Origin of the sequence: Chelativorans petroleitrophicus, assembly GCF_025398195.1 — a bacterium.
In the GTDB taxonomy this organism is placed as follows: Bacteria; Pseudomonadota; Alphaproteobacteria; order Rhizobiales; family Rhizobiaceae; genus Chelativorans; species Chelativorans petroleitrophicus.
This window is the reverse complement of the sequence record NZ_JAODNV010000015.1, coordinates 72,953-95,981: the sequence shown is the minus strand read 5'-3', so window position 1 is coordinate 95,981 and position 23,029 is coordinate 72,953. Positions and strand designations below refer to the sequence as shown.

Genomic DNA, 23,029 nt, shown 5'->3' with positions numbered 1-23,029 from the left:
CATGCCAGCTCCTGATCTCGTCATTTTCGATTGCGACGGCGTGCTCGTCGATTCGGAGATCGTTGCCGCGCGCGTGGAGGCTGAAATGCTGCGCGAGGCGGGCCATGACATCACGGCAGAGGAGCTGGCCGAGCGCTACGCCGGCCTCACCTTCCGCGACATCCTCATTCGCATTGAGGAGGAAGCGCAGATGCTTTTCAAGGCGTCCCTCATCGATCATGCGGAGGCGCGGGTGGACGAACGGTTGCGCAAGGAGGTCAAGCCCATCAGCGGCGTTGCCGAGGTCCTTGCATCACTTTCGCTGAAAAAATGCGTCTGCTCGAATTCGAGCGAACACCGCATCGCCGCCATGCTCGAGCGCACCGGGCTTGGCCGCTTCTTCGAAGGCGTGATCTTTTCGTCACTGGCGACGCCGAGCAAACGGCCTAAGCCCGCACCGGACGTGTTCCTTTACGCCGCGGAGAAGATGGGGGCGGAGCCCGCCCGCTGCATCGTCATCGAAGATTCGGTGCACGGGATCACCGGCGCCCGTGCTGCCGGCATGCGCGTGATCGGATTCACCGGCGCCTCGCACACGAGCCCGGGCCATGCGAACATGCTGATGGAGGCGGGCGCGGAAACGACGATCCACCGCATGGCCGATCTCAAGCCCACGATCCTTGCGCTTTCGGAATGGTCCGAGGAAGGCTGACCGGCATGGGGCAGCATCCGCGCATCACCGACTGCGTGCGAACCCGATCGTAAGCCTCACGCTGCGGTCGATGCCGCCCGGGATGACGATGCCCGGATCGGTGAAGAGAAACTGCGTCGCCCCCGCCGTGTCGCTGATGGTAACGGGATGCTGGAACGTTTTCGAATACAGCACGTCGTCCCCCCGCGTGGCCTCGACTCGGATGGGCAGGGTTACGGTACCCGTGCGGCCGCGCGGGCCGGGAATTACGCGGCCCGCGATCGCGGCCGTGATCGTTCCCGCGCCGTCGCCATAGCTGCAAGCGCGGCTCCCATCGCTGATCGCGGTGCGGTAGACGATCCGGTCCGGGTCGCCTTCCCCGCCGCGCTCATAGGTGGTGAAAACAGCCGTTTCCTGCTGCAGGCTTACCGGCGGGCAGTATGCCCTCAATTCGCTTTCCCGAACCGCACCCTCGGGAACGCTTTCAGCCTGGCTTGTGCTTGAAGGTGTGTTACCAGTCTGGCATGCTGCCAAAAGAACCAATCCCGCCAGGCTGAACGCCGCGCCATAATTCCTGTTCGACAAATCTCACCCCATACTTTCCTAAGATAATTTCGCCTTCTATATCAATCGCGCGGGGAAATTTCGACCGGCAGCAGCCTGTTTCTCCCCACCGGCAAGCCCAAACGGAGCGAATGAATGGCTATGAAGTATGTGAGCACGCGCGGCGAAGCACCGGAACTCGGCTTTTCCGACGCACTGCTCACGGGGCTTGCCCGCGACGGCGGGCTCTACGTTCCCCGCGAATGGCCGCAATTGTCGGCGGCCGACATCCGGGCCATGCGGGGCCTTGCCTACCCGGAAGCGGCCCTCCGCCTGCTGACGCCGTTCATCGGCGGCGAGATTCCCGAAGCGGCGCTGAAGCGTATCGTGGAGGAGGCCTACGCCACCTTCCGTCATCCGGCGGTTTGCCCGCTCGTGCAGACGGGACCGTCCGAATTCGTGCTGGAGCTTTTCCACGGACCGACGCTGGCCTTCAAGGACGTGGCGATGCAGCTCCTCACGCGCCTGATGGATCACGTGCTCACCGAGCGCGACCAGCGCGTCACCATTGCCGGGGCCACCTCCGGCGACACGGGCGGTGCCGCCATCCATGCCTTCGCCGGCATGGAGCGGGCCGACGTCTTCATCCTCTTTCCGCATGGCCGTGTTTCGCCGGTTCAGCAGCGGCAGATGACCACATGCCGGGCCCCTAACGTGCACGCCATTGCGATCGAAGGCAATTTCGACGACTGCCAGGCGCTGGTCAAAGCCATGTTCAACGACCACGCCTTCCGCGACCGCGTTGGCCTTGCCGGAGTCAACTCCATCAACTGGGCGCGGATTCTGGCGCAGATCGTCTATTACTTCACTGCCGCTGTCTCCCTTGGCGCGCCGGACCGGCCGGTCTCCTTCACCGTTCCCACCGGCAATTTTGGCGATATATTCGCTGGCTATGCGGCCCGGCGCATGGGCCTTCCGGTCGAACGGCTCATCATAGCGACCAACGAGAACGACATTCTGGCGCGCACGCTTGCCACCGGCGAATATGCGATGCGTCCCGTCGTCGCCACAACTTCGCCATCGATGGACATTCAAGTTTCCTCCAATTTCGAACGGCTCCTCTTCGAAGCCTCCGGCCGGAATGCGGACGAGGTTCGCGCCTCGATGGAAAGCCTCCGTCAGTCGGGCCGCTTTACATTGAGCGCGGACACGCTTTCAGAGATCCGGTCCGTGTTCGGTGCCGAGCGTGCGAGCGTGGCGGAAACGGCTGAAACCATTCGCGACACTTTGGCCGCGAGCGGCTATCTTGCCGATCCGCATACGGCTACGGCTCTCAAGGCGGCGCGTGCGGAAGCCCGTCCGGGCGAAGTGATGGTCGTGCTGGCCACCGCGCATCCGGCCAAGTTTCCGGAGGCCGTGGAGGAGGCATCAGGGGTGCGGCCCTCCCTGCCGCCATGGCTCGAAGGGCTCATGGAGGAAGACGAGGAATTCGCGGTCCTTTCATCGGACCTGAAAATGGTGGAAGATCATATCAGCCGCCACGGCAGGGCGGCCCTCAGGGAGTGAATTCTATATGAGCGTTGAGGTAAGCCGTCTATCGAACGGCTTGACGGTCGCGACGGAAACCCTTCCGCATCTGGAATCGGTTGCTCTGGGTGTGTGGGTGAAGTCGGGATCGCGCAACGAGCGGGACGACGAACACGGCATCGCCCATCTGCTCGAACACATGGCCTTCAAAGGCACTGGCAAACGCACCGCACTGCAGATTGCCACCGACATTGAGGACGTGGGCGGCGAAATCAACGCGACAACGAGCGTCGAGACCACCGCTTTCTATGCAAGAGTGCTGCGGGACGACCTGCCGCTCGCCATCGACATCCTGGCCGACATCCTGATGGACTCGCGCTTCGACCCGGTAGAGCTGGAGCGCGAGCAGCACGTCATCCTCCAGGAAATCGGCGCCGCCCACGACACCCCCGACGACGCCGTTTTCGACCGCTTCACCGAGACGGCCTTCCGCCATCAGGCGATTGGGCGCTCCATCCTCGGCACGCCGGAAACGGTGAAGTCCTTCACGTCGGAACAGTTGCACCGCTTCATGGAGCGGCAGTACGGCGCCGATCGCATGGTGGTCGTGGCCGCAGGCGGGCTCCGGCACGACGAATTCGTGCGCGAGGTGGAAGCCCGGCTCGGCAGCTTCCGCGATAAGGCAGATACCGCGCTGCCTCAATATTCCCACTATGTGGGGGGCGATTACCGCGAGAACCGCGACCTAATGGATGCGCAGATCATCCTCGGCTTTGAGGGACGCGCCTATCACGTCCGCGACTTTTACGCCTCGCAGGTTCTTTCGATGATCCTCGGCGGCGGCATGTCCTCCCGCCTGTTCCAGGAGGTGAGGGAAAAGCGTGGCCTGTGCTATTCGGTCTACGCCTTCCACTGGGGCTTCTCGGACACCGGCATCTTCGGCATTCACGCTGCAACGGGGGAGGCTGATGTCGATGAACTGGTACCCGTCATCCTCGGCGAGCTGCAGAAGGCGGGAGAGCGGATCGAGCAGGCCGAACTGGACCGCGCGCGGGCGCAGTACCGCGCCGGGCTGATGATGTCGCGCGAGAGCCCTGCAAGCAGGGCTTCGCAGATCGCCCGCCAGCTCCTGCTCTACGGCCGCCCGATCGAAATGGAGGAGCTGATGGACCGCCTGGGCGCCCTCACCGTCGAACGCCTGACCGACCTGTCGGCTCGCCTCTTCACGTCCAAGCCGACGGTCACGGCGCTCGGGCCGGTCGGCTCCCTCGCCCCCTTCGAAAGCATCCGTGACATGCTTGCTGCGCCGCGCCGGACGCCGCCGCGCAGGCTGGCTGGCTGAGCCGGTTGCCAGATGTTCCAGGCGCCCTTCTTCCGCCGTGATTTTCCGGCGCTCGAAGGAGCAAGGGTGCGCCTGCGCATGCCGCAATTGTCGGACTATGCCGAGTGGGCCACTTTGCGCGGCGAAAGCCGAGCCTTTCTTGAGCCATGGGAACCTCAATGGGCGCCCGAAGAATTGTCGAAGCATGCGTTTCGCCAGCGGCTCAAGCGCTACCGCTATGAGTTCGACCAGGGCACGGGCGTGTCGTTCTTTGTCATACTGAAGGAAGGAGGCCATTTGGCCGGCGGCATATCGCTCGGCAACATACGCCTAGGCGTCGCCCAGTCGGCCCATATCGGCTACTGGATGGGCGAACGTTTTGCCGGGCGAGGCTTGATGCTCGATGCTCTCGAACTGGTTATCCCGTTTGCATTCGACCGGTTGAGGTTGCACCGCCTCGAAGCGGCCTGTATTCCCGAAAACACGCGTTCGGTGCGCCTGCTCGAAAAGGCCGGCTTCCAGCGGGAAGGACTGCTGAAATCTTATTTGCGCATCAACGGCGTATGGCAAGATCATTTTCTCTACGCGCTGATTGCCGGGCAGCATCGCGCGCGAGCAAGGCGAGGCTGAGGCTCTTGTTGTTGCGATCGAAACCGGCGGTGCTGCTGGCCGTCTTTGCATGGCTGTTCACGGCAACGGGCATTGCCCCTGCCTGGGCCATCGAGCCTATCAAGATCTCGCGCGACAACGTTGCGCTCGACCTCTCCAGGGCCGTCGAGATTTACCGGGATCAGGGTGCCAATTTCCAGATTTCCACCGCGCCCGGCGCTGACGGCATCGTCCGGCGCATCGAAGTGGAAGCACAGGGCGAAAACGCCGCGGGCGATTGGGCCGTCTTCGCGCTTGCCAACACCACGGACGAGCAGCTCGACCGCCTCATCGTGGCGCCGCATTTCCGGCTCGTGGGCTCCGGCCTGATCTGGCCCGATCTCGGCTCCCCCCGCATCACCGCCATCACGCCCAGCGAAGGCTTCGCGCTCGACCGGCAGCAGAGCGGCGATGCGGACGAATTTCTGGTGACCCTCAACCCCGGCACGGTGATCACCTTCGTGGCCGAGTTGGCCTCTCCCAATCTGCCGCAGGTGTATCTGTGGGACCCGGATGCCTACAAGGACACGGTGAACTCCTACACGCTCTTTCGCGGCATAGTGATCGGCATTGCCGGGCTTCTGGCCCTCTTCCTCACCGTTCTGTTCGTGGTTCGCGGCACATCGGTCTTTCCGGCGACGGCCGCCCTCGCCTGGGCCACCCTCGCCTATATCTCCATCGATTTCGGCTTCCTGTCGCGCCTGGTCGACATCTCGCCCGGTAGCGAGCAGCTCTGGCGCGCGGGCACAGAAGTCGCGCTTTCGGCCACGCTCGTCATCTTCCTGTTCGCCTATCTCAATCTCGGCCGGTGGCATACGCATTTCAGCTACGGCATGCTCGGCTGGGTGCTGGGACTGGCGGCCATCGCCGGGCTGGCCTTCATCGATCCCGCCATTGCCGCCGGCATTGCCCGGCTTTCCTTCGCCGCCACGGCGGTGATCGGGCTCGGTCTCATCATCTATCTCGGCAGCCAGGGCTACGACCGCGCAATCATGCTGGTGCCGGCCTGGCTCATGGTTCTGGTGTGGCTGGTCGGCGCCTTCATGGCGGTGACGGGCACGCTGGCAAATGACATCGTCCAGCCCGCCATGGGTGGCGGCCTCATTCTCATCGTGCTCCTCATCGGCTTTACGGTCATGCAGCATGCCCTTTCCGGCAGCGCGCCATTTCAGGGCCTGTTCTCGGACATGGAGCGCCAAGCGCTCGCCATCACCGGGTCCGGCGACACGGTCTGGGACTGGGACGTGCTGCGCGACCGTGTGGTGACGAAGCCTGATGCAAGCCGGCAGCTCGGACTTCCCGCAGGCACGCTGCAGGGACCAGCGCGAAGCTGGCTTCCCCTCATGCACGCTGACGACCGCGACACATTCCGCACCACGCTGGACATGGTGCTGGAGCAGCGCCGCGGACGGATTTCGCAGAGCTTCCGCCTGCGCGGCGCAGACGGGCACTATCACTGGTTCTCGCTGCGCGCGCGGCCTGTGGTCGGCTCGGACGGCGAGGTGATCCGCTGCGTCGGCACGATGGTTGACGTGACGGAACAGAAAAAGGCCGAGGAGCGCCTTCTGCACGATGCCGTACACGACAATCTGACCGGCCTGCCCAACCGGGAGCTTTTCATCAACCGGCTCGACGCCACCATCGCTCTCGCCGGCAGCGAGCGGAAAATCCGCCCGACGGTCCTTGTCATCGACATCGACCGCTTCAAGCAGGTCAATGACGAGCTTGGCATTTCCGCGGGCGACACGATCCTCCTGACCATTGCGCGGCGCCTGCACCGGCTCCTGCAGCCGGGAGACGCGCTGTCGCGGGTGGCTGGCGACCAGTTCGCCATGATGCTCCTGTCCGAACGGGAGCCAGCCCAGATCGCCGCCGTCGCCGACGCTGTCCATCAGGCGATACGGGCGCCGATCACCTTCGCAAAGCGGGAAATCGTGCTTACGCCGTCCGTGGGTCTCGTCTCCTGGACGCAGGCGCAGACCTCGGCCGAGGAGATGCTGAAGGACGCGGAGCTGGCCATGTATCAGGCCAAGCGCATGGGCGGCGACCGCATAGAGCCTTACCGGCCCTCCTTCCGCTCTGCCGGCGCCGACCGCCTGCAGATGGAATCCGACCTGCGCAGGGCCGTGGAGCGCGGAGAACTGCGCGTGGTCTATCAGCCGATCGTGCGGCTGGAGGATGGAAGCGTCGCCGGTTTCGAAGCGCTCCTCAGGTGGGAACATCCGCGCCGCGGCACCATCCCGCCCTCCGACTTCATCCCCGTGGCCGAAAGCTCGGGCCTCATCGTCCAGCTCGGCCTGTTCGCCATGAGCCGCGCGGCCGACGACCTTCATCACTGGCAAAAGCAGCTCGGCGACCTGCCGCTTTTCATGTCGGTCAACCTGTCCAGCCGTCAGCTCATCCGCCGAGACCTTGTAGGCGACGTCCGCTCGACCATCACCCGGGCGAACATCAAGCCCCGCTGCTTCCGCCTTGAGCTCACCGAGTCGATCGTCATGGACAATCCGGAGCAGTCGGCGCATGTGCTGAACAAGCTGAAACAGCTTGGCATAGGCCTCTCGCTCGACGATTTCGGAACCGGCTACTCATCGCTCGCGTATCTCAGCCGCTTCCCCTTCGACACGATAAAGATAGACAAGAGCTTCGTTGAGGATCAGAGCCCCAAGGGTGCCGTCCTGCTCAGGTCCATGGTGACGATGGCGCATGACCTTGGCCTGTCAGTCGTTGCCGAGGGCGTGGTCGACGCAGAGGACGCCGAGCAGTTGCGCCAGATCGGCTGCGAATATGTGCAAAGCTTCCATTTCGGCATGCCAGCCGATGCGGACTCGTGCCTGAAGCTGCTCATGGAGCAGAACCCGGTCGCCGCGACTTGAGAGGACGCTTAAAAAGCCGGCGACGCGCATGCGGAGCACAATTGTTTCCAATATGGGAGCAAAAGCTGCCCACTGAATGCCTAATTCTTGACGAGGATCTGCTTCCATAGTCCGATGGTAATTGAACAGCTATCCTGATTCGGAAGCTTTTATGCGCACATCCCGTTGCCTTGCATTTGCATCGGCCTTCCTGGCCGTGATGACAGCATTTGCGCCAGCGACCGGAGAGCCCTTTCTCTATTTCGCCACCGATGATCCCTTCGTGGAGCCTGGCAAGCCCGCCACCAGAAACGACATCTACATCTTCGGCGGTGTTTCGACGCAGGATACCTTTGGCGGTGCCCTCAGATTTTGGGATACGGATTACACTAGCAACTATATGATTGGCGCGGTCTACGGCCGCGATTTCTACGAGCTCCCGGCCGGTTTTGTGCTGGGCGGCGTTGCGGGGCTTGGCCTTCGCTTCGGTGACGACGACGACGCGAGCGGCGAGCTCTGGGCCGGCATGAGGCTGCGCCATCATGGCCTCGTCATCGGCAATGTTGCAATCTCTCCCGGCTTCACCGCAGGTTTCAGCCTGGTCACGGACCCGACGCAGATCGAGCAGGAGCGCGCGGCCACAAGAGACGGTGATGCAACGTTTCTGGGCTTTGTCGGCCCCGAAATCGCGATACGGTTCAGGCAGGCACCGAACCTCGAGCTGGTTTACCAGATCCATCACAGGTCCGGTGCCAACGGAACCATCGGCGATATGGGCGAAGGCTCGAACGTCAATACGCTCGGGCTGCGTTACCGGTTCTGACCGCCGCCAGCCGGTTTTCCATTCGGATTTGCCCAAAACAATGACTTAGATCCTTTCTGTGTTTTCGCGAAACACGGAAAGGATTCCGCGCGTCAGGCGTGGCCCGCCGAGTAGCTCAGATGCGCGAGGTCGATGCCGATGGACGCGAGAATGCGATCATAGATCGTCTCGATCTCCGCATCGAACAGCAGCTCCGGAACCGCCGGGCAGGCGAGCCAGCCATTCTCCGCAATCTCCGCCTCGAGCTGTCCGGCAGCCCAGCCGGAATAGCCGAGCGCCATCAGTGCGCGGCTGGGTCCGCGGCCCATCGAGATGGCCCGCAGGATGTCCATGGTCGCCGTCAGGCAGACATCTTCCGACACCGGCATCGAAGAATCGACCATGTAGTCGCCACTGTGCAGCACGAAGCCGCGGCTGCGGTCCACCGGTCCTCCGCTGCGGACGGCGATGTTGCGCGCGCGTGCAGGCAGGCGGATCGTCTGGCTGCGCTCGACAATGCCGAGCTCCACCAGCACGTCGGTAAAGCCGAGCTGCTGGGTGCGGTTGATGATGATGCCCATGGCACCTTCATCGCTATGCGCGCACATATAGATGACCGACCGTGCGAACCGCTCGTCGCGCATGCCCGGCATGGCGACCAGGAAATGGTTCTGCAGCGAGAGATCCGACCGCTTTGCGAATATGCCGCTCTTGGGTTCCATGATGCAAACCTATCGCGTTTCTGCCGCTCATAAAAGATGGAAGTGCCCTCCACCGCTGAAAGTGACAGGATAGGCTTTCGGCCTGCCGTCTCACATGAATATGATGAGGCTGCCATCACGAGTGAGTTGCGCTTCGCTGGTTCACCCGCCATTGTCCGCGCCATGCTTCGGACCTTCGTTTCGCTGATTTGCATCCTGTCTCCGGCCCTGCCTGCCGCTGCCGCCTCAAGCACATGGGTGAAAAGCGGGGGTGGCGCGGTGCGCATCGTGACGTCTGGACTGTCGGATAAGGAAGGGCTGCTTCGCGGTGCCATTGAGATCCGCCTGGAGCCGGGCTGGAAGACCTATTGGCGCGATCCGGGTGAGGCCGGCATTCCGCCGCGCCTGCACCTCTCTGCAGCGTCAGACGCATCGGCGGCGGAGCTCCTGTTCCCGCCGCCCGAGCGTATCAGCAATCCTTACGCCACCTGGGCTGGCTACAGCCGCCCGGTCTCCTTTCCCGTCCTCTTTAGGCTCGGCACGCCGCGCAGCGCCGGGATTATCGAAGGAACCCTGTTTGTGGGCGTCTGCGAGACGATCTGCGTTCCCGTCGAGGCGCCATTTTCCTTCGATGCGGGCGCCGATCCCGACAATCCGCAAGATGCCATGGTGGTCACGGCAGCATTTGCGGAATTGCCCGCCCCGGCAAGCGAAGACTTCCGGATAAGCGCCGTTTCGCAGGAGGAGGGCCATCTCGTGTTCCAGAGCCGTCTGCCGGAGGACGCGGCCGAGGCCTCGCTCTTCCTGGCGGCACCCGAGGGCTTACGGGTCGGGCCTCCCGAGATTGTGTCGAAGAAGGATGGGGCGGCCACCTTTTCGGCCAGCCTGCTCTCACCTCTTCCCAGCGGTGCGGTCGAAATCGACTACACGCTGACCGCCGACGGCGACGCAGTGGCGGGCACGGTCACCCTGCGGGAATGAATTCCTAGCCACTGGCCGGAGCTGCCGGGCCGCACTAGATTTCAGCAAACACGATTCCTCCGCTTTCCATCATCCCAAACCATTGTCAGGAGAGTAATGCATGACCATTTCCATCGGCGACCGCTTGCCCGAAGTCAGCCTCAAGAAGGTTTCGCCGCAAGGCGTGGAGGACATCATTACGCGCGACTACTTCGCCGGCCGCAAGATCGTGCTGGTCGGCGTGCCGGGCGCATTCACGCCCACCTGCAGCAACAGCCATGTGCCGGGCTTTCTTGAGAATCACGAAGCCATCAAGGGTCATGGCGTCGATGAGATCGCAATCGTGGCGGTCAACGACCATCACGTGATGAACGCCTGGGCGAAATTCCTCGGTGCGGAAGACAAGCTTATCTTCCTGGCGGACGGAAACGGCGAGTTCACGCGTGCGATGGGCCTGGATCAGGATATGTCGGCCGGCGGGCTTGGCACCCGGTCCCAGCGCTATTCCATGATTGTCGAGGACGGCGTGGTGAAGGCGTTGAACATCGAAGAGGTGCGCGGTCAGGCGGTTACCAGCGGGGCAGCCCGCATCCTCGAGCAGATTCAGGCTTGAGAATCAGACACCTTCTTCTTGAAGGGCGCCATGCCGGCGCGCGCCAGCGCGTCGGCACGTTCATTTTCAGGGTGCCCGGCATGCCCGCGTACCCAGTGCCAGCGCACCCTGTGCCGCTTCCGCGCCTCGTCCAGCGCCTGCCACAGCTCGGCGTTCTTCACCGGCTTTCTGTCGGCGGTCCGCCAGCCATTCCTCTTCCAGTTCTCTATCCACCCGGAAATGCCGTCGCGCAGATAGTTGCTGTCGGTGTGAAGGTGGACCTCGCAGGGCTCCTTCAGCGCGTTCAGCGCCTCGATGGCGGCAACGAGCTCCATGCGGTTGTTGGTGGTGGCCGGCTCCCCACCAGAAAGCTCCTTCTCCACACCGTTGTAGCGCAGGATGGCGCCCCAGCCGCCTGGGCCGGGATTTCCGGAACAGGCGCCGTCGGTGAACACGTCCACCTTCTTCATGCGAGTCCGATCCCGTATTCGGCCGGCGAGGCAATCTGCCGGTGGAAGCGCATACGGCGCACATATTCCATCGGATCGCGCTTCTCGACCAAGGCACCCTCCGACACGGTGAGCCAGTCATGAAGCCTCGTCAGCATGAAACGGAGCGCGGAGCCGCGCGCAAGAAGCGGCAGCGCCTCAATCTCGCGCTGCTCCAGCGGGCGCACGCTCTGATAGCCGGCAAGCAGAGCCGACCCCTTGGTGAGATTGTACGAAACGTCCTTCTCGAAGCACCACGCATTGAGGCAGGTGGCGATGTCATAGGCCAGCAGATCGTTGCAGGCGAAGTAGAAGTCGATGATGCCGGACAGTTCGCCGCCGAGGAAGAAAACATTGTCCGGAAAGAGATCGGCATGAATGATGCCCGCGGGCAGATCGGTGGGCCATTTGCGGACGATATCCGCAAAATCTGCTTCCACTTCCCGGGCAAGCCCCGGCTCGACCTCGTCCGCTCTGGCCCTGGTAATATCCCACAACTTCCTCCAACCGTCCGGCGACAGCGCGTTCGCCCGCCTGAGCGGGAAATCCGCCGCCGCCCGATGAAGCTCGGCCAGCGCCTTGCCTACGGCCCGGCAGTGCTGCGCCGTGGGCCTGCGCATCCACATGCCTTCCAGGAAGGTGATCAGCGCCGCGGGCCGGCCGGCGAGATCGCCGATCATGCTCCCGTCGCGCCGGTGCACTGGCAGCGGGCAGGACACGCCCTTGCGCGCAAGATGCTCCATCAGGCCGAGAAAAAACGGCAAGTCCGCCCTCTCCACCCGGCGCTCGTAGAGGGTGAGAATGTAGGAGCCGGTGGAGGTGTGGAGCAGATAGTTCGAATTCTCGGTGCCCTCGGCGATCCCCTTGTAGGAGTGGAGCCTGCCCACCTCGTATTGAGCGAGGAAGGCGCTCAGCTCTCCCTCTGAAACGTCCGTATAGACCGCCATAGGCGTCAGCCCATCCCATTGACGAAGGCCATGTCGGACTTCGTCAGCTCCACGTCGCGCAACGCACGCATGACGGGAAAGTTCTCACGCTCTTCCGCCGTCACGGCCAGATCCACCGTCACGTCATAGCGCTCGGCGAAGGCATCGATGATTTCCTCCACGATGATCTCGGGAGCCGAGGCGCCTGCCGAAAGGCCGAGCACCGAAACCTCGCCGATCTCTTCCCACGGAATCTCGGACGCGCGCTGCACGAGCAGCGCACGCGCGGCCCCCGCCCTTTCCGCCACTTCCACCAGACGGCGCGAATTGGAGGAGTTCGGCGCACCGACCACCAGAAAGAGGTCCGCCCCGGGAGCGGCCTGTTTCACCGCCTCCTGCCGGTTCGTCGTCGCATAGCAGATGGATTCGGAGGCCGGCGCGTGGAGAGTCGGGAAGCGCTGCTCCAGCGCATGGATGATTTCCGCCGTATCCTCGACCGAAAGCGTGGTCTGGGTGACGTAGCCGAGCTCGCCCTCCACGGGCGGTACGAAGCGGCGTGCATCCTCGACCGTTTCAATGAGGGTCACCGCGCCAGGCGGGAGCTGGCCCATCGTGCCGACGACCTCCGGATGGCCGGCATGGCCGACGAGAAGGACATGGCGGCCAAGCCGGCGGTGCCGTATCGCCTGCTTATGCACCTTGGAGACCAGAGGGCATGTGGCGTCGAGATAGAAGAGGTTGCGCGCGGCAGCCTCCTGCGGCACGGATTTCGGCACCCCATGCGCGGAAAAGACGACGGGCCGGTCGCGGTCCTCCTCCGGAATTTCATCCAGCTCCTCGATGAAAACCGCGCCGCGCTCCTGCAACCCCTCGACCACGTAGCGGTTGTGCACGATCTCGTGCCGCACATAGACGGGCGCGCCATATTTCTTGAGCGCAAGCACAACGATCTGGATCGCCCGGTCGACGCCGGCGCAAAATCCCCGCGGCCCGCACAGCCGCACCGTCAGCTTCGCCTTGTCCTGCGTTTGCGCCATCGTCTGGAGCCTCCTGTGCGGCCGGAAAGTGGGTGCAGTCTGATGGTCCTGTCAAGCCTCGTCGGCGCCGCGCCCCCGGCCGCGCCGAATCCAGACCGCCAGAACGCAGACTAGCGCGAAGGCCAGCCCATACCACGTGACCGCATATTGGAAATGATTGTTCGGCAGATTTATCAGCGTGACGCCGCCCACCGGCAATCCGTCCGGGTTGGGCGTGGCGTCCGCATCCACAAAAAACGGATAGACCTCTTCTTCATCGAGCCCTGCAGAGCGCGCCATGGCCGAAAGGTCCTTCCAGTAGAAGATATTTTTCGCCAGGTCGTTATCCGGCACGATGAAGGATGGCTTCTCCTCCGGCGCCATGCGGGCCAGTCCCTTGATTTCGACAGTCCCGTCAAGCTGGCCTTTGGGGCGCGTTCCGGGGTCCTTGCGGTCGTAAGGGACGAAGCCGCGATTGACGAAGACATAGTGCCCCTCTGCAAGGCGGAGCGGCGTGTGGACGAAGAAGCCCGACTGGCCTTCCCATGTTGCGAGATAATGCCGCTCGCGGTCGTGAAGGAAGGTGCCGGAGAGTTGCGTGGGCCGGTAGTCGATATCCTCCCCTGCCGCCTGAAGGCGCACAATCTCCTCGAGCGGCACGGGATCGGATGCGACGCGCTCCTCGATCCGTGAGAGCAGCGCTTCCTTCCAATGCAGGCGCTGGACCTGCCAGGTGCCGAGCGCAAGAAGCAGCACCAGCATCGGCACGCTCAGCGCGATGAAGAGCCAGTTCCGGCGTCCGCCGGATACGCGGCGCGGATCGCTCATTCGGCGGTATCCAGCCTGCCCTCTGCAGCCTTGTTGCGATATTGCAGTGCGATCAGCTGGCCCTTCAGCAATCGCAGGGCCACAAGCGACAGGATCAGCGTCAGCGGCACCCAGAGCACCGCATGCAGCCACAATGGCGCGCCAGTGCTGACCTCGAGCCAGAGAGCCAGTCCGACAACGACAAAGCCGATGATCAGGATGACGAAGACGGCCGGGCCGTCTCCGGCATCGGCGAAGCGGTAGTCAAGGCCGCAGTGGTCACAGCTTTCCGCCAGTCTCAGAAAGCCGGAAAACAGCCTGCCCTCTCCGCAGCGGGGGCACCGGCCGGTAACGCCCGCCCGAAGCGGATTTACAGGAGCCGTCTCGTCCGCCTTATTCATCGTCATTCACCCCGCTTCGACAGCGCTCGCACTTGCTTGTACGTAAAAAGACAGGGGCAGCCGTGCGCGACGGCCGCCCCCTCAAGCCCGCTGGAGCCCTCCTCAATGTGCGATTGTCGCGCCGGCAGAGGCCCAGACATAGACGAAGGCGAACAGGAAAAGCCATACCACGTCGACGAAGTGCCAGTACCAGGCGGCCGCCTCGAAGCCGAAATGCTGCTGCGGCGTGAAGTGCCCGGCCATGGCCCGAAGGAGACAGACGGCCAGGAAGATCGTGCCGACGATCACGTGGAAACCGTGGAAGCCAGTCGCCATGAAGAAGGTTGCGCCGTAGATCGAGTCGCGGAAACCGAAGGGCGCGTGCATGTACTCATAGGCCTGCACGAAGGAGAACAGAACGCCGAGCGCCACCGTGAGCGCCAGGCCCGCAATCAGCCCCTTGCGGTCATTCTCCAGAAGCGCGTGGTGCGCCCAGGTCACGGTCGTGCCGGACAGGAGCAGGATGATGGTGTTGTAGAGCGGCAGGTGGAAGGGATCGAGCACCTCGATGCCCTGCGGGGGCCATTCGCCGCCGGTGAATTCCGCCCGGCTGACCTGCGCAGCCTCCCCCGGGAAAAGGCTGGCATCGAAGAATGCCCAGAACCACGCCACGAAGAACATCAGCTCCGAGGCGATGAACATGATCATGCCGTAGCGCAGATGGATCGAGACCACCCGTGTGTGGTGCCCCTCATGCGCCTCCCTGATCGTGTCACTCCACCAGGAAAACATGGTGTAGAGCACGACCAGAACGCCGATGAGGAAGAGCCAGTAATTCGCTTTCGCAAGATCCACGCCAAAGAGCGGGAAGGAGCTGCCCTGCAACGCCCGCATCCAGGCAATGCCGCCAAGGGCCATCAGCAGAGCACCGACGGAGCCGATGAATGGCCAGGGGCTCGGATCGATAATGTGATAGTCGTGGTTTTTTGCGTGGGCTTGCGCCATTCGTTATCCCCCGAGCTGTCGAGTTTGCGCGGCATCCGAAGCCGACAATCCGGCCGACTCCTGACGCAGCGGGTAGAAGGTGTAGGACAGGGTGATGGTCTTCAGGTTCTTCAGCTCCGGAGCGTTGACGATCTCCGGATCGACGAAGAACTGCACCGGCATTTCGTAAGTCTCGCCGGGCTGAAGCTCCTGCTCGGTAAAGCAGAAGCATTCGATCTTGTTGAAGTATGCGCCAGCAAGCGCTGGCGCCACGTTGAACGTGGCGGAACCCGCGGTCGCTCCTTGAGCCAAGTTCTTCGCCAGATAGGCGATCTCGGCCGTCTCGCCGATCCTGATCGTCACCTCCCGCTGCTTGGGCCGGAAATCCCAGGGCAGGCCGTTCACATTCGCATCGAAACGGACGGTGATCGTCTGGTCGAGGATGGTGTCCGAGTACTGCTCCACCCGCTGCGTTGTGCCGCCATAGCCGGTCACCTGGCAGAACAGGCGGTAGAGCGGCACGGCGGCATAGGATAGCCCCACCATCCCGGCGAGGACGCAGACGCAGACCATGGCCACGCCGGCGTTGCGGCGGCTTCTGGCGCGATCCTTGTTCACGTTGCTGCTCATCGCTCTTTACATCGGTCGGTCGAACAGGGCGGGCCCAAGCTTCATGATGCTGCCCAGATAGACGACAATAACAAAGGCCGCCAGCGCCAAAGCGAGGGCGATGTTGCGGCTGCGCCGCGCCTTCAGCTCCTTCTCGGTCGGCTTGATGCGCTCCTCAAGATCCGGCATGTCAGGCTCCAAAGCGCGCAACCACGCCATCGACCAGAAGTGCCGCGAAGATGGCGAAAAGATAGATAACCGAATAGGCAAACAGCGCCTTGGCCGGACGCTTCGAGCGGTCGGCTTCGTCCATCCAGAGAACCCGCCAGGAGTGCCAGATCATGCCCGCACCCAGAGCCGCGGCGGCGGCCCCGTAGGCAAGGCTCGCGAATCCTATGATCGCGGGCAGAACGCCACTCACCGCCACGAGCACGGAATAGGCGAGCATTTGCCGCTTCGTATGAGCCTCGCCGCGCACATTCGGCATCATCGGAATCCCGGCGCGCTCGTAATCACCCGTCTTGAACAGCGCCAGCGCCCAGAAATGCGGCGGCGTCCACAGAAAGATGATGAGGAAGAGGACGAGGCTTTCGAGCGTCACCGTCCCCGTCACCGCGGCCCAGCCGATCACCGGCGGCAGCGCACCGGCGGCCCCGCCGATCACGATGTTCTGCGGCGTCGTCCGCTTCAGCCACATGGTGTAGATGACGGCATAGAAGAAAATGGTGAAGGCGAGCAGGCTGGCAGCGACCCAGTTGGCCATCAGCCCGAGGATGGCGACCGAGAATCCGGCGAGCACCAGCCCGAAAGCAAGCGCCTCGCCGGGTGTCACGCGGCCCGTCGGCACCGGCCTTCCGGCCGTGCGCGCCATCTTCGCGTCGATGTCCGCATCGTACCACATGTTGAGCGCGCCCGAGGCCCCCGCCCCGACGGCGATCGCCAGAATGGCGATGAAGGCCAGGAACGGGTTCGGCTGGGCCGGCGCGAGCACCATGCCGACGAACGCCGTGAAGACCACGAGCGACATGACGCGCGGCTTCAGAAGCGCGACATAGTCGGCCGCGGTCGCCTCGGAGAGGCGGCCGGCAGTGCCGTCCATATGCCTGCGTTCCACCAGAGTCATGTCTTTCGTGTCTCCTTTAAGGCTTATGCGCCGGCCTGACCGAAGTCCGGCCGGCGCGATGCCCTGCTACCTGATCCGCGGCAGCTCTTCCCACTGGTGGAAGGGCGGCGGCGAAGGAAGCTGCCACTCCAGCGTCGTTGCGCCCTCGCCCCACGGATTGGCGCCGGCGACGCGCTTTCGCGCGAAGGCCTCGACCACACCGTAGAGGAACACCAGAACGCCGATCGCCGTGAGATAGGAGCCGTAGGAAGACACCAGGTTCCACCCCGCAAAGGCGTCCGGATAGTCGATGTAGCGGCGCGGCATGCCCGCAAGCCCGAGGAAATGCTGCGGGAAGAAGATCAGGTTCACGCCGATGAAGGTGATCCAGAAGTGCAGCCGGGCGATGAAGGAATTGTACATGTAGCCCGACATTTTCGGGAACCAGTAGTACCAGGCCGCGAAGATGGCGAAGACCGCGCCCATGGAAAGCACATAGTGGAAATGTGCCACGACATAGTAGGTGTCATGCATGGACCGGTCGAGACCGGCATTGGCAAGCTGCACGCCCGTCACGCCGCCGACGGTGAACAGGAACACGAAGGCAATCGCCCACAGCATCGGAACGCGGAAGGAGATCGACCCGCCCCACATGGTGGCGATCCACGAGAATACCTTCACGCCCGTCGGCACCGCGATCACCATCGTCGCGAAGGTGAAATAGCGCTGCGCATTGAGCGAAAGTCCGACGGTGAACATGTGGTGAGCCCATACCACAAACCCGACCACGCCGATCGCCACCATGGCATAGGCCATGCCGAGATAGCCGAAAATCGGCTTGCGCGAGAAGGTCGAGATCACATGGCTGATGATGCCGAAGCCCGGCAGGATCAGGATGTAAACCTCCGGATGCCCGAAGAACCAGAACAGGTGCTGGTAAAGGATCGGGTCACCGCCGCCGGCAGGCGCGAAGAAGGCGGTACCGAAATTGCGGTCCGTCAGCAGCATGGTGATGCCGCCAGCCAGCACCGGCAGCGACAGAAGCAGAAGGAAAGCCGTGACCAGCACCGACCAGGCAAACAGCGGCATCTTGTGCAGCGTCATGCCGGGTGCGCGCATGTTGAAGATGGTGGTGATGAAATTGATGGCGCCGAGGATCGACGACGCGCCGGAAATGTGGATCGACAGGATCGCCATGTCGACGGCCGGGCCGGGCTGACCGGCCGTGGAAAGCGGCGGATAGAGCGTCCATCCCGTTCCGGCGCCGTGGCCGCCCGGGGCGCCCGGCACGAACATGGACAGGAGCAGCAAGATGAACGACGGGACCAGCAGCCAGAAGGAGATGTTGTTCATGCGCGGGAATGCCATGTCCGGCGCCCCGATCATGAGCGGTATCATCCAATTGGCGAACCCGCCGATGAGCGCGGGCATGACCATGAAGAAGATCATGATCAGGCCGTGGGCGGTGGTGAAGACGTTGTACATCTCCTTGCCCGCATCCACCGCTGCAGGGCCCTCGGCGCCATAAACCATCGAGGCCAGCCCGTGGAAGATCTGGATGCCGGGCTCTGCCAGCTCCCAGCGCATCATCACGGACAGGAATAGGCCGATGACACCGGCGCAGATCGCGAAGATCAGATAAAGAGTGCCGATGTCCTTATGGTTCGTGGAATAGACCCAGCGCACCCAACCTTTCGGCTTGTGGTCGTCGTGGTCGGTATGAGCTGCTGCAGCGCCTGCCATGTCGTCACGCTCCGATTTATATGTATCCGCTTCGCCTATTCGGCGGCAGCGACCTTCCTCTCGCCTTCACTCTCGATTGCCGCCAGCAGAGCACGGTTGGCGGCATTGAGATCATCCTTCGCGGCCGCGTACCAGGTCTGGAACTGCTCCTGGGACACCACGCGAATCGCGATCGGCATGAAAGCGTGGTCCTTGCCGCACAGCTCTGAGCACTGGCCGTAATAAATGCCTTCCCGCTCCGCCTTGAACCAGGTTTCGTTGATGCGGCCGGGGACGGCGTCGATCTTGATGCCGAACGAAGGCATTGCGAAGGAGTGAATGACGTCGCTCGCCGTCACGAGAACACGCACGGTGGTGTTGACAGGAACGACCATCTCGTTGTCCACGGCCAGAAGACGCGGATACTGGCTGACATCCTCCTTGCCGGCCTCAGCCCGGTCATCCTCCTGAAGCAGGAGCGAGGTGAAGGTGAGCGGCTCCTCGTCCTGATACTCATAATCCCAGTACCACTGGACGCCCGTCGCCTTGACGGTCATCGCCGGCTCTTCCGGCGGCGTGTGCTGGGCGGTCAGAAGCTGGAAGGAAGGCACCGCAAGCAGAAGCAGCACGATGACCGGCCCGACGGTCCACAGCACTTCAATAAGGGTGTTGTGGCTCGTGCGGGAAGGTATTGGATTCGCGCTGGCGCGGTAGCGGATGATGCACCAGGCCAAAAGCGCCATCACCAGAAGCGTGATGGGCACGATGAATACCAGCGTGTAGCCTTCGAACCAAGTATTCTGTTCCATGATGCCGGTCGCTGCCGGCTGAAAGCGCACCTGCCAGGGTTGGGGCTGCGCGGCATAGGCGCTGACGGTCGACAGCGCGGATAGCCCAAAGCCTGCTGCAAATCTCTTCATCACCTCGTCATCTCCTGGTCCACGCGCCTCCCGCCCGCCGGAGCGGGCGCGGCGAGAGCCTATGAGACTCCCAGCTCCACATTGGCGCGTTCAAACCATACTCTTGTGAGAACCGCAAGAAAGGGGAGGCTGGACGGATGCGGCATTTTTGCGCTGCCGGTGTGCGGGAGCCGCGGCGGAGCCTGCCCAGCGCGCCGCAGTTCTGACCGATTTCTGGGAAAATGTGGCCGCCGGATTCGTGGAAAATCGGCCGGGCGGATGGCCCGGAAGGCGCATTTTTCTTTCAGACCGGACCTTGCCGAGCTAAGTTGCACCGAATCAATGGGAATGAGGTCATCATGCGGCTGCTCGCCTATGCGACGACGTTTGTAGCCTTCCTGGCGATCACGCTGCCGGCGGAGGCACAACAGAACAATGGCGATGTGCGCTCCACCCATGGCGCCTGGTCGATCGTGTGCGACACGCCTGCGGGGGCCTCGAGCGAGCAGTGCGTCATGATCCAGAACGTCGTGCTGGAGGACAGGCCGGAGGTCGCCCTGTCGGTGGTCGTGCTGCGTACCGCCGACAACCAGGCTGAAATCCTGCGCGTGCTTGCGCCGCTCGGCGTTCTGCTGCCCAACGGGCTTGGCCTCAACGTAGACGGCAAGGACATCGGCAGAGCCTATTTCCTGCGCTGCTTCCAGGACGGCTGCTATGCGGAAGTGGTTTTGGAGGAGGAGCTGCTGCAAACGCTGAGGAACGGCAAATCCGCCACCTTCATCATGTTCCAGACGCCGGAGGAAGGCATCGGCATTCCGGTCGATCTGGAAGGCTTCGGAGAAGGCTTCGACGCCCTGCCCTGAGGGCAACGCCACACGTCATCCCGACCGCCTCCCGGCCGAGCGAAGTGAGAGCGCGAGACAGTGGCCTTCCCTGTCGTCATTCCGGCTGAGCACAGCGAGCCGGGACCCAGCGGGGCGGTGGAGATGACAGCATTGGGTCCCGGTTAGCCGCTGCGCGGCTTCTTATATGACGGGGTGGATATGATGGCGCTACCGAATCCCGCGCATGAAGAGCCGACACCGGTCGGCAAGCCCTTCCGGCTACTGGATTGAAACGGCCATTGTCTCTACATGGGGAGCAGGAAAGGAAACACCCCATGGCCCGATCGCTTCTCGACGCCTTCGACTGCTCGCCCGAAAAGCTCAGGTCCATCGTTGCCGATACGATTTCCGGCGCCGACGATGGCGAACTCTTCCTCGAATACCGCGAAGGCGAAGCGCTCGTTTTCGACAACGGCCGGCTGAAGACGGCCAACTTCAACACCGACCAGGGCTTCGGCCTGCGCGCCGTTGCGGGAGAGGCGACGGGTTATGCCCATTCGAGCGAGCTATCCCATGCCGCCCTGTTGCGGGCGGCTGATGCCGTCTCGGCCGTCAAGCACGGCTATTCAGGAAAGCTTGCCGCCGCACCCGCAGGCACGAATCAGCGCCTTTATGGTGAGGAAAATCCCATAGAGGCCCCCGGTTTCGAGGAGAAGGCGCGGCTGCTTCAGGAAATCGACGGCTGGATCCGCGCGAAGGACCCGCGGGTGCGGCAGGTGACGGCCTCGCTTGCCGCCTCATGGCAGCATGTGGAGATATTGCGCGCCGACGGGCAGCTCGCCCGCGACATCCGCCCTCTCGTGCGCATGCACATCTCCGTCGTGGTGGGCGACGGCGACCGTCAGGAGACGGGCTCCTACGGCATGGGCGGGCGCAAGAGCTTCGGCGAATTCCTGGCCAAGGAGTCCTGGCGCCATGCCGCGAGCGAGGCGCTGCGTCAGGCATTGGTCAATCTGGAGGCCGCGCCGGCGCCGGCCGGCACGTTCGATATCGTGCTTGCCAATGGCTGGCCCGGCATCATGCTGCACGAGGCCGTGGGGCATGGACTTGAAGGCGATTTCAACCGGAAGAAGACATCGGCCTTCGCGGGTCTCATGGGCCAGCAGGTGGCGGCGAAAGGCGTGACGGTGGTGGACGACGGCACCATCGCGGAGCGGCGCGGCTCGCTCACGATCGATGATGAGGGCACGCCGACGAACCGTACGGTGCTGATCGAGGACGGCAGGCTGGTAGGCTACATGCAGGACCGTCTGAACGCCCGGCTCATGGGCATGCAGCCGACCGGAAATGGGCGCCGGGAATCCTACGCGCATGAGCCCATGCCGCGCATGACGAACACCTACATGCTCGGCGGTGACAAGACGCCCGAGGAAATCATCGCCTCAGTGAAGAAGGGCATTTACGCCGTCTCCTTCGGCGGCGGCCAGGTGGACATCACGAGCGGGAAATTCGTGTTCGGCTGCACCGAAGCCTATATGATCGAGGACGGCAAGGTGACCCGGCCCATCAAGGGCGCCATGCTGATCGGCAACGGGCCGGACGCCATGCACCGCGTTTCCATGATCGGCAACGACATGAAGCTCGACAGCGGCATCGGCATGTGCGGCAAGGCGGGCCAGGGCGTTCCGGTCGGCGTCGGGCAGCCGCATCTGAGAATGGACCGGATGACGGTCGGCGGCACGCAGGCCTGAGCACCGCCTGAGAGACGGCTATGTTTCCATCCAGGATGCCGGCGTCGTCGGAAGCCGGTGTTCCGGGTCGATCACCTCGAGCCTGGGCGCGCCCTCGTCGTTCCAGCGCCAGAGGACCACGCAGCTTCCGCCCGGCGACATGAAGGAAGGGTAGATCACGCCGTCGAACCCCTCGGCCGCAAGCCGCCGCGCAAGCCTGTGCGTTTCCGGTTCCTGTCCGGCGTCCAGCAAGGCGCGCCACTCACATCGATGGATGTCCGCGCCTACGCCGAGCGAATCAAGCATGCCGGCATCCGTCAGGTCGGCCAGCTGCGCGCCCGTCAGCACGAGCTGCGCAATCAACGCCGGATGCTGCACGAAGCCCTGATTGTATTCCGCCCAGGCTGTCGAAAGCTCCCGCGCGGCATAGATCGCCGGCTGACCGACCGGATTCCAGCGGCCGCCGAAACGCGCCGCGCCCTCGCCCGAAAGCGGCAGATGCGCCCATCGCGGCACGAAGGCGCGCCAGAGGATGAGCCGCTGCGGCTCACCTTCAGGCATAGATGCCGGAGCGAACGGCTTCGAGATAGGCAAGCACCTTGTCCGCCTTCTTCTCGCGCACGAGATCGTAGGCGGTCTTTCCCGCCCAGCCGGGAATCGGCTGATGCTTGAACCAGATCGCGGCGCGGTCCTCGCCGCCCGCCATCTCGCTTGCCATCGCAAGGATGCGGACCACCGGGCTCAGCGCCGCATCGGCCTTGCGCGCCCCCGCCTTCGCGGTGAGCGTGTTGCGGGCGACGCCGATCAGCCCCGCCAGTTCCGTAAGGGTCACGCCGAGCCGTTCCGCCACCCGGCGCGCCGAGAGGAAAGGTGCATCGCCGTCGCGGTAACGGGACGCGGTCATATCGAAACCCGCCGCGCTCATG

The 23,029-nt window shown here is 63.5% G+C and carries 25 protein-coding genes; 10 read left to right on the top strand and 15 right to left on the bottom strand.

The window, feature by feature from the left end:
- Nucleotide 1: 1 nt before the first annotated feature.
- Nucleotides 2–691, top strand: coding sequence for an HAD family hydrolase (locus tag NYR54_RS14300; RefSeq protein ID WP_261516369.1), 690 nt, complete (start codon nt 2–4; stop codon nt 689–691).
- A 24-nt stretch (nt 692–715) separates the two neighbouring features.
- Here the strand turns inward: NYR54_RS14300 and NYR54_RS14295 are convergent, their stop codons facing one another.
- Nucleotides 716–1,120 (bottom strand): hypothetical protein, encoded by a 405-nt coding sequence (locus tag NYR54_RS14295; protein ID WP_261516368.1) that lies wholly within the window; start codon nt 1,118–1,120, stop codon nt 716–718.
- Between the two features lie 255 nt (nt 1,121–1,375).
- On the opposite strand from NYR54_RS14295, the gene thrC reads away from it, so the two are divergent.
- The 5 genes from thrC to NYR54_RS14270 all read left to right on the top strand — a co-directional run bounded on the left by thrC (nt 1,376) and on the right by NYR54_RS14270 (nt 8,384).
- On the top strand, nt 1,376–2,779 hold the full coding sequence (thrC, locus tag NYR54_RS14290) for a threonine synthase (protein WP_261516396.1): 1,404 nt from the start codon (nt 1,376–1,378) through the stop codon (nt 2,777–2,779).
- 7 nt (nt 2,780–2,786) lie between these two features.
- On the top strand, nt 2,787–4,082 hold the full coding sequence (locus NYR54_RS14285; RefSeq protein ID WP_261516367.1) for a M16 family metallopeptidase: 1,296 nt from the start codon (nt 2,787–2,789) through the stop codon (nt 4,080–4,082).
- A gap of 12 nt (nt 4,083–4,094) precedes the next feature.
- Nucleotides 4,095–4,691 (top strand): GNAT family N-acetyltransferase, encoded by a 597-nt coding sequence (locus NYR54_RS14280; protein ID WP_261516366.1) that lies wholly within the window; start codon nt 4,095–4,097, stop codon nt 4,689–4,691.
- Entirely contained in the window at nt 4,625–7,582 is a 2,958-nt protein-coding gene (locus NYR54_RS14275; RefSeq protein WP_423738620.1) for an EAL domain-containing protein, read from the top strand. Before NYR54_RS14280 ends, NYR54_RS14275 begins: the two co-directional genes overlap by 67 nt.
- 151 nt (nt 7,583–7,733) lie before the next feature.
- Nucleotides 7,734–8,384, top strand: coding sequence for a hypothetical protein (locus NYR54_RS14270; RefSeq protein WP_261516365.1), 651 nt, complete (start codon nt 7,734–7,736; stop codon nt 8,382–8,384).
- Nucleotides 8,385–8,476: 92 nt separating this feature from the next.
- Here the strand turns inward: NYR54_RS14270 and NYR54_RS14265 are convergent, their stop codons facing one another.
- Nucleotides 8,477–9,085 (bottom strand): YqgE/AlgH family protein, encoded by a 609-nt coding sequence (locus NYR54_RS14265; protein ID WP_261516364.1) that lies wholly within the window; start codon nt 9,083–9,085, stop codon nt 8,477–8,479.
- A gap of 162 nt (nt 9,086–9,247) precedes the next feature.
- On the opposite strand from NYR54_RS14265, the gene NYR54_RS14260 reads away from it, so the two are divergent.
- Together NYR54_RS14260 and NYR54_RS14255 are read left to right on the top strand one after the other, a co-directional pair.
- A complete protein-coding gene (locus NYR54_RS14260; RefSeq protein ID WP_261516363.1) occupies nt 9,248–10,045 on the top strand; it encodes a protein-disulfide reductase DsbD domain-containing protein in 798 nt (265 codons plus the stop codon).
- 100 nt (nt 10,046–10,145) lie between these two features.
- Nucleotides 10,146–10,637 (top strand): peroxiredoxin, encoded by a 492-nt coding sequence (locus NYR54_RS14255; RefSeq protein WP_261516362.1) that lies wholly within the window; start codon nt 10,146–10,148, stop codon nt 10,635–10,637.
- Here NYR54_RS14255 and rnhA read toward each other — a convergent pair.
- The 11 genes from rnhA to coxB all read right to left on the bottom strand — a co-directional run bounded on the left by rnhA (nt 10,628) and on the right by coxB (nt 19,570).
- Nucleotides 10,628–11,086: a ribonuclease HI gene (gene rnhA, locus NYR54_RS14250; RefSeq protein WP_261516361.1), complete on the bottom strand. Its 459-nt coding sequence runs from the start codon at nt 11,084–11,086 to the stop codon at nt 10,628–10,630. The genes NYR54_RS14255 and rnhA overlap by 10 nt on opposite strands.
- Nucleotides 11,083–12,051, bottom strand: coding sequence for a homoserine kinase (locus NYR54_RS14245; RefSeq protein ID WP_261516360.1), 969 nt, complete (start codon nt 12,049–12,051; stop codon nt 11,083–11,085). Before NYR54_RS14245 ends, rnhA begins: the two co-directional genes overlap by 4 nt.
- 5 nt (nt 12,052–12,056) lie before the next feature.
- Nucleotides 12,057–13,067, bottom strand: a complete 1,011-nt coding sequence (gene ispH / locus NYR54_RS14240; RefSeq protein ID WP_261516359.1) for a 4-hydroxy-3-methylbut-2-enyl diphosphate reductase — start codon at nt 13,065–13,067, stop codon at nt 12,057–12,059.
- 51 nt (nt 13,068–13,118) lie between these two features.
- Complete coding sequence (locus NYR54_RS14235; protein WP_261516358.1) at nt 13,119–13,874, bottom strand: SURF1 family protein; 756 nt, start codon at nt 13,872–13,874, stop codon at nt 13,119–13,121.
- On the bottom strand, nt 13,871–14,254 hold the full coding sequence (locus tag NYR54_RS14230; RefSeq protein ID WP_423738622.1) for a DUF983 domain-containing protein: 384 nt from the start codon (nt 14,252–14,254) through the stop codon (nt 13,871–13,873). The genes NYR54_RS14235 and NYR54_RS14230 overlap by 4 nt, the downstream gene beginning before the upstream one ends.
- 102 nt (nt 14,255–14,356) lie before the next feature.
- A complete protein-coding gene (locus NYR54_RS14225) occupies nt 14,357–15,238 on the bottom strand; it encodes a cytochrome c oxidase subunit 3 (RefSeq protein ID WP_261516356.1) in 882 nt (293 codons plus the stop codon).
- Between the two features lie 3 nt (nt 15,239–15,241).
- Nucleotides 15,242–15,847 (bottom strand): cytochrome c oxidase assembly protein, encoded by a 606-nt coding sequence (locus tag NYR54_RS14220; RefSeq protein ID WP_261516355.1) that lies wholly within the window; start codon nt 15,845–15,847, stop codon nt 15,242–15,244.
- 6 nt (nt 15,848–15,853) lie between these two features.
- Nucleotides 15,854–16,015, bottom strand: a complete 162-nt coding sequence (locus NYR54_RS14215) for a hypothetical protein (RefSeq protein WP_261516354.1) — start codon at nt 16,013–16,015, stop codon at nt 15,854–15,856.
- 1 nt (nt 16,016) lies between these two features.
- Nucleotides 16,017–16,949: a heme o synthase gene (locus NYR54_RS14210; RefSeq protein ID WP_261516353.1), complete on the bottom strand. Its 933-nt coding sequence runs from the start codon at nt 16,947–16,949 to the stop codon at nt 16,017–16,019.
- A gap of 66 nt (nt 16,950–17,015) precedes the next feature.
- On the bottom strand, nt 17,016–18,671 hold the full coding sequence (gene ctaD / locus NYR54_RS14205; protein ID WP_261516352.1) for a cytochrome c oxidase subunit I: 1,656 nt from the start codon (nt 18,669–18,671) through the stop codon (nt 17,016–17,018).
- A gap of 35 nt (nt 18,672–18,706) precedes the next feature.
- The gene (coxB, locus tag NYR54_RS14200) at nt 18,707–19,570 is read right to left on the bottom strand and encodes a cytochrome c oxidase subunit II (protein ID WP_261516351.1); all 864 of its coding nucleotides are present in this window, start codon (nt 19,568–19,570) and stop codon (nt 18,707–18,709) included.
- Nucleotides 19,571–19,908: 338 nt separating this feature from the next.
- Between coxB and NYR54_RS14195 the strand changes: the two genes are divergently transcribed.
- Both NYR54_RS14195 and tldD read left to right on the top strand, forming a co-directional pair.
- Nucleotides 19,909–20,412, top strand: a complete 504-nt coding sequence (locus tag NYR54_RS14195; protein ID WP_261516350.1) for an invasion associated locus B family protein — start codon at nt 19,909–19,911, stop codon at nt 20,410–20,412.
- Between the two features lie 296 nt (nt 20,413–20,708).
- Nucleotides 20,709–22,124, top strand: a complete 1,416-nt coding sequence (gene tldD, locus NYR54_RS14190; protein WP_261516349.1) for a metalloprotease TldD — start codon at nt 20,709–20,711, stop codon at nt 22,122–22,124.
- A gap of 18 nt (nt 22,125–22,142) precedes the next feature.
- On the opposite strand, the gene NYR54_RS14185 is transcribed toward tldD, so the two are convergent.
- Nucleotides 22,143–22,691 carry an RES family NAD+ phosphorylase gene (locus NYR54_RS14185; RefSeq protein ID WP_423738621.1) on the bottom strand — a complete coding sequence of 183 codons (549 nt, stop codon included), beginning with the start codon at nt 22,689–22,691 and terminating at the stop codon, nt 22,143–22,145.
- Entirely contained in the window at nt 22,657–23,028 is a 372-nt protein-coding gene (locus tag NYR54_RS14180) for an MbcA/ParS/Xre antitoxin family protein (RefSeq protein WP_261516347.1), read from the bottom strand. Before NYR54_RS14180 ends, NYR54_RS14185 begins: the two co-directional genes overlap by 35 nt.
- Nucleotide 23,029: the final 1 nt, after the last annotated feature.

Excerpts from the sequence above, each read along its gene's own strand:
- NYR54_RS14300 (WP_261516369.1), top strand. The coding sequence starts at position 2 with ATGCCAGCTCCTGATCTCGTCATTTTCGATTGCGACGGCGTGCTCGTC.
- thrC (WP_261516396.1), top strand. The coding sequence starts at position 1,376 with ATGAAGTATGTGAGCACGCGCGGCGAAGCACCGGAACTCGGCTTTTCC.
- NYR54_RS14285 (WP_261516367.1), top strand. The coding sequence starts at position 2,787 with ATGAGCGTTGAGGTAAGCCGTCTATCGAACGGCTTGACGGTCGCGACG.
- NYR54_RS14280 (WP_261516366.1), top strand. The coding sequence starts at position 4,095 with ATGTTCCAGGCGCCCTTCTTCCGCCGTGATTTTCCGGCGCTCGAAGGA.
- NYR54_RS14275 (WP_423738620.1), top strand. The coding sequence starts at position 4,625 with ATGGCAAGATCATTTTCTCTACGCGCTGATTGCCGGGCAGCATCGCGC.
- NYR54_RS14270 (WP_261516365.1), top strand. The coding sequence starts at position 7,734 with ATGCGCACATCCCGTTGCCTTGCATTTGCATCGGCCTTCCTGGCCGTG.
- NYR54_RS14265 (WP_261516364.1), bottom strand. The coding sequence starts at position 9,085 with ATGGAACCCAAGAGCGGCATATTCGCAAAGCGGTCGGATCTCTCGCTG.
- NYR54_RS14260 (WP_261516363.1), top strand. The coding sequence starts at position 9,248 with ATGCTTCGGACCTTCGTTTCGCTGATTTGCATCCTGTCTCCGGCCCTG.
- NYR54_RS14255 (WP_261516362.1), top strand. The coding sequence starts at position 10,146 with ATGACCATTTCCATCGGCGACCGCTTGCCCGAAGTCAGCCTCAAGAAG.
- rnhA (WP_261516361.1), bottom strand. The coding sequence starts at position 11,086 with ATGAAGAAGGTGGACGTGTTCACCGACGGCGCCTGTTCCGGAAATCCC.
- NYR54_RS14245 (WP_261516360.1), bottom strand. The coding sequence starts at position 12,051 with ATGGCGGTCTATACGGACGTTTCAGAGGGAGAGCTGAGCGCCTTCCTC.
- ispH (WP_261516359.1), bottom strand. The coding sequence starts at position 13,067 with ATGGCGCAAACGCAGGACAAGGCGAAGCTGACGGTGCGGCTGTGCGGG.
- NYR54_RS14235 (WP_261516358.1), bottom strand. The coding sequence starts at position 13,874 with ATGAGCGATCCGCGCCGCGTATCCGGCGGACGCCGGAACTGGCTCTTC.
- NYR54_RS14230 (WP_423738622.1), bottom strand. The coding sequence starts at position 14,254 with ATGAATAAGGCGGACGAGACGGCTCCTGTAAATCCGCTTCGGGCGGGC.
- NYR54_RS14225 (WP_261516356.1), bottom strand. The coding sequence starts at position 15,238 with ATGGCGCAAGCCCACGCAAAAAACCACGACTATCACATTATCGATCCG.
- NYR54_RS14220 (WP_261516355.1), bottom strand. The coding sequence starts at position 15,847 with ATGAGCAGCAACGTGAACAAGGATCGCGCCAGAAGCCGCCGCAACGCC.
- NYR54_RS14215 (WP_261516354.1), bottom strand. The coding sequence starts at position 16,015 with ATGCCGGATCTTGAGGAGCGCATCAAGCCGACCGAGAAGGAGCTGAAG.
- NYR54_RS14210 (WP_261516353.1), bottom strand. The coding sequence starts at position 16,949 with ATGACTCTGGTGGAACGCAGGCATATGGACGGCACTGCCGGCCGCCTC.
- ctaD (WP_261516352.1), bottom strand. The coding sequence starts at position 18,671 with ATGGCAGGCGCTGCAGCAGCTCATACCGACCACGACGACCACAAGCCG.
- coxB (WP_261516351.1), bottom strand. The coding sequence starts at position 19,570 with ATGAAGAGATTTGCAGCAGGCTTTGGGCTATCCGCGCTGTCGACCGTC.
- NYR54_RS14195 (WP_261516350.1), top strand. The coding sequence starts at position 19,909 with ATGCGGCTGCTCGCCTATGCGACGACGTTTGTAGCCTTCCTGGCGATC.
- tldD (WP_261516349.1), top strand. The coding sequence starts at position 20,709 with ATGGCCCGATCGCTTCTCGACGCCTTCGACTGCTCGCCCGAAAAGCTC.
- NYR54_RS14180 (WP_261516347.1), bottom strand. The coding sequence starts at position 23,028 with ATGAGCGCGGCGGGTTTCGATATGACCGCGTCCCGTTACCGCGACGGC.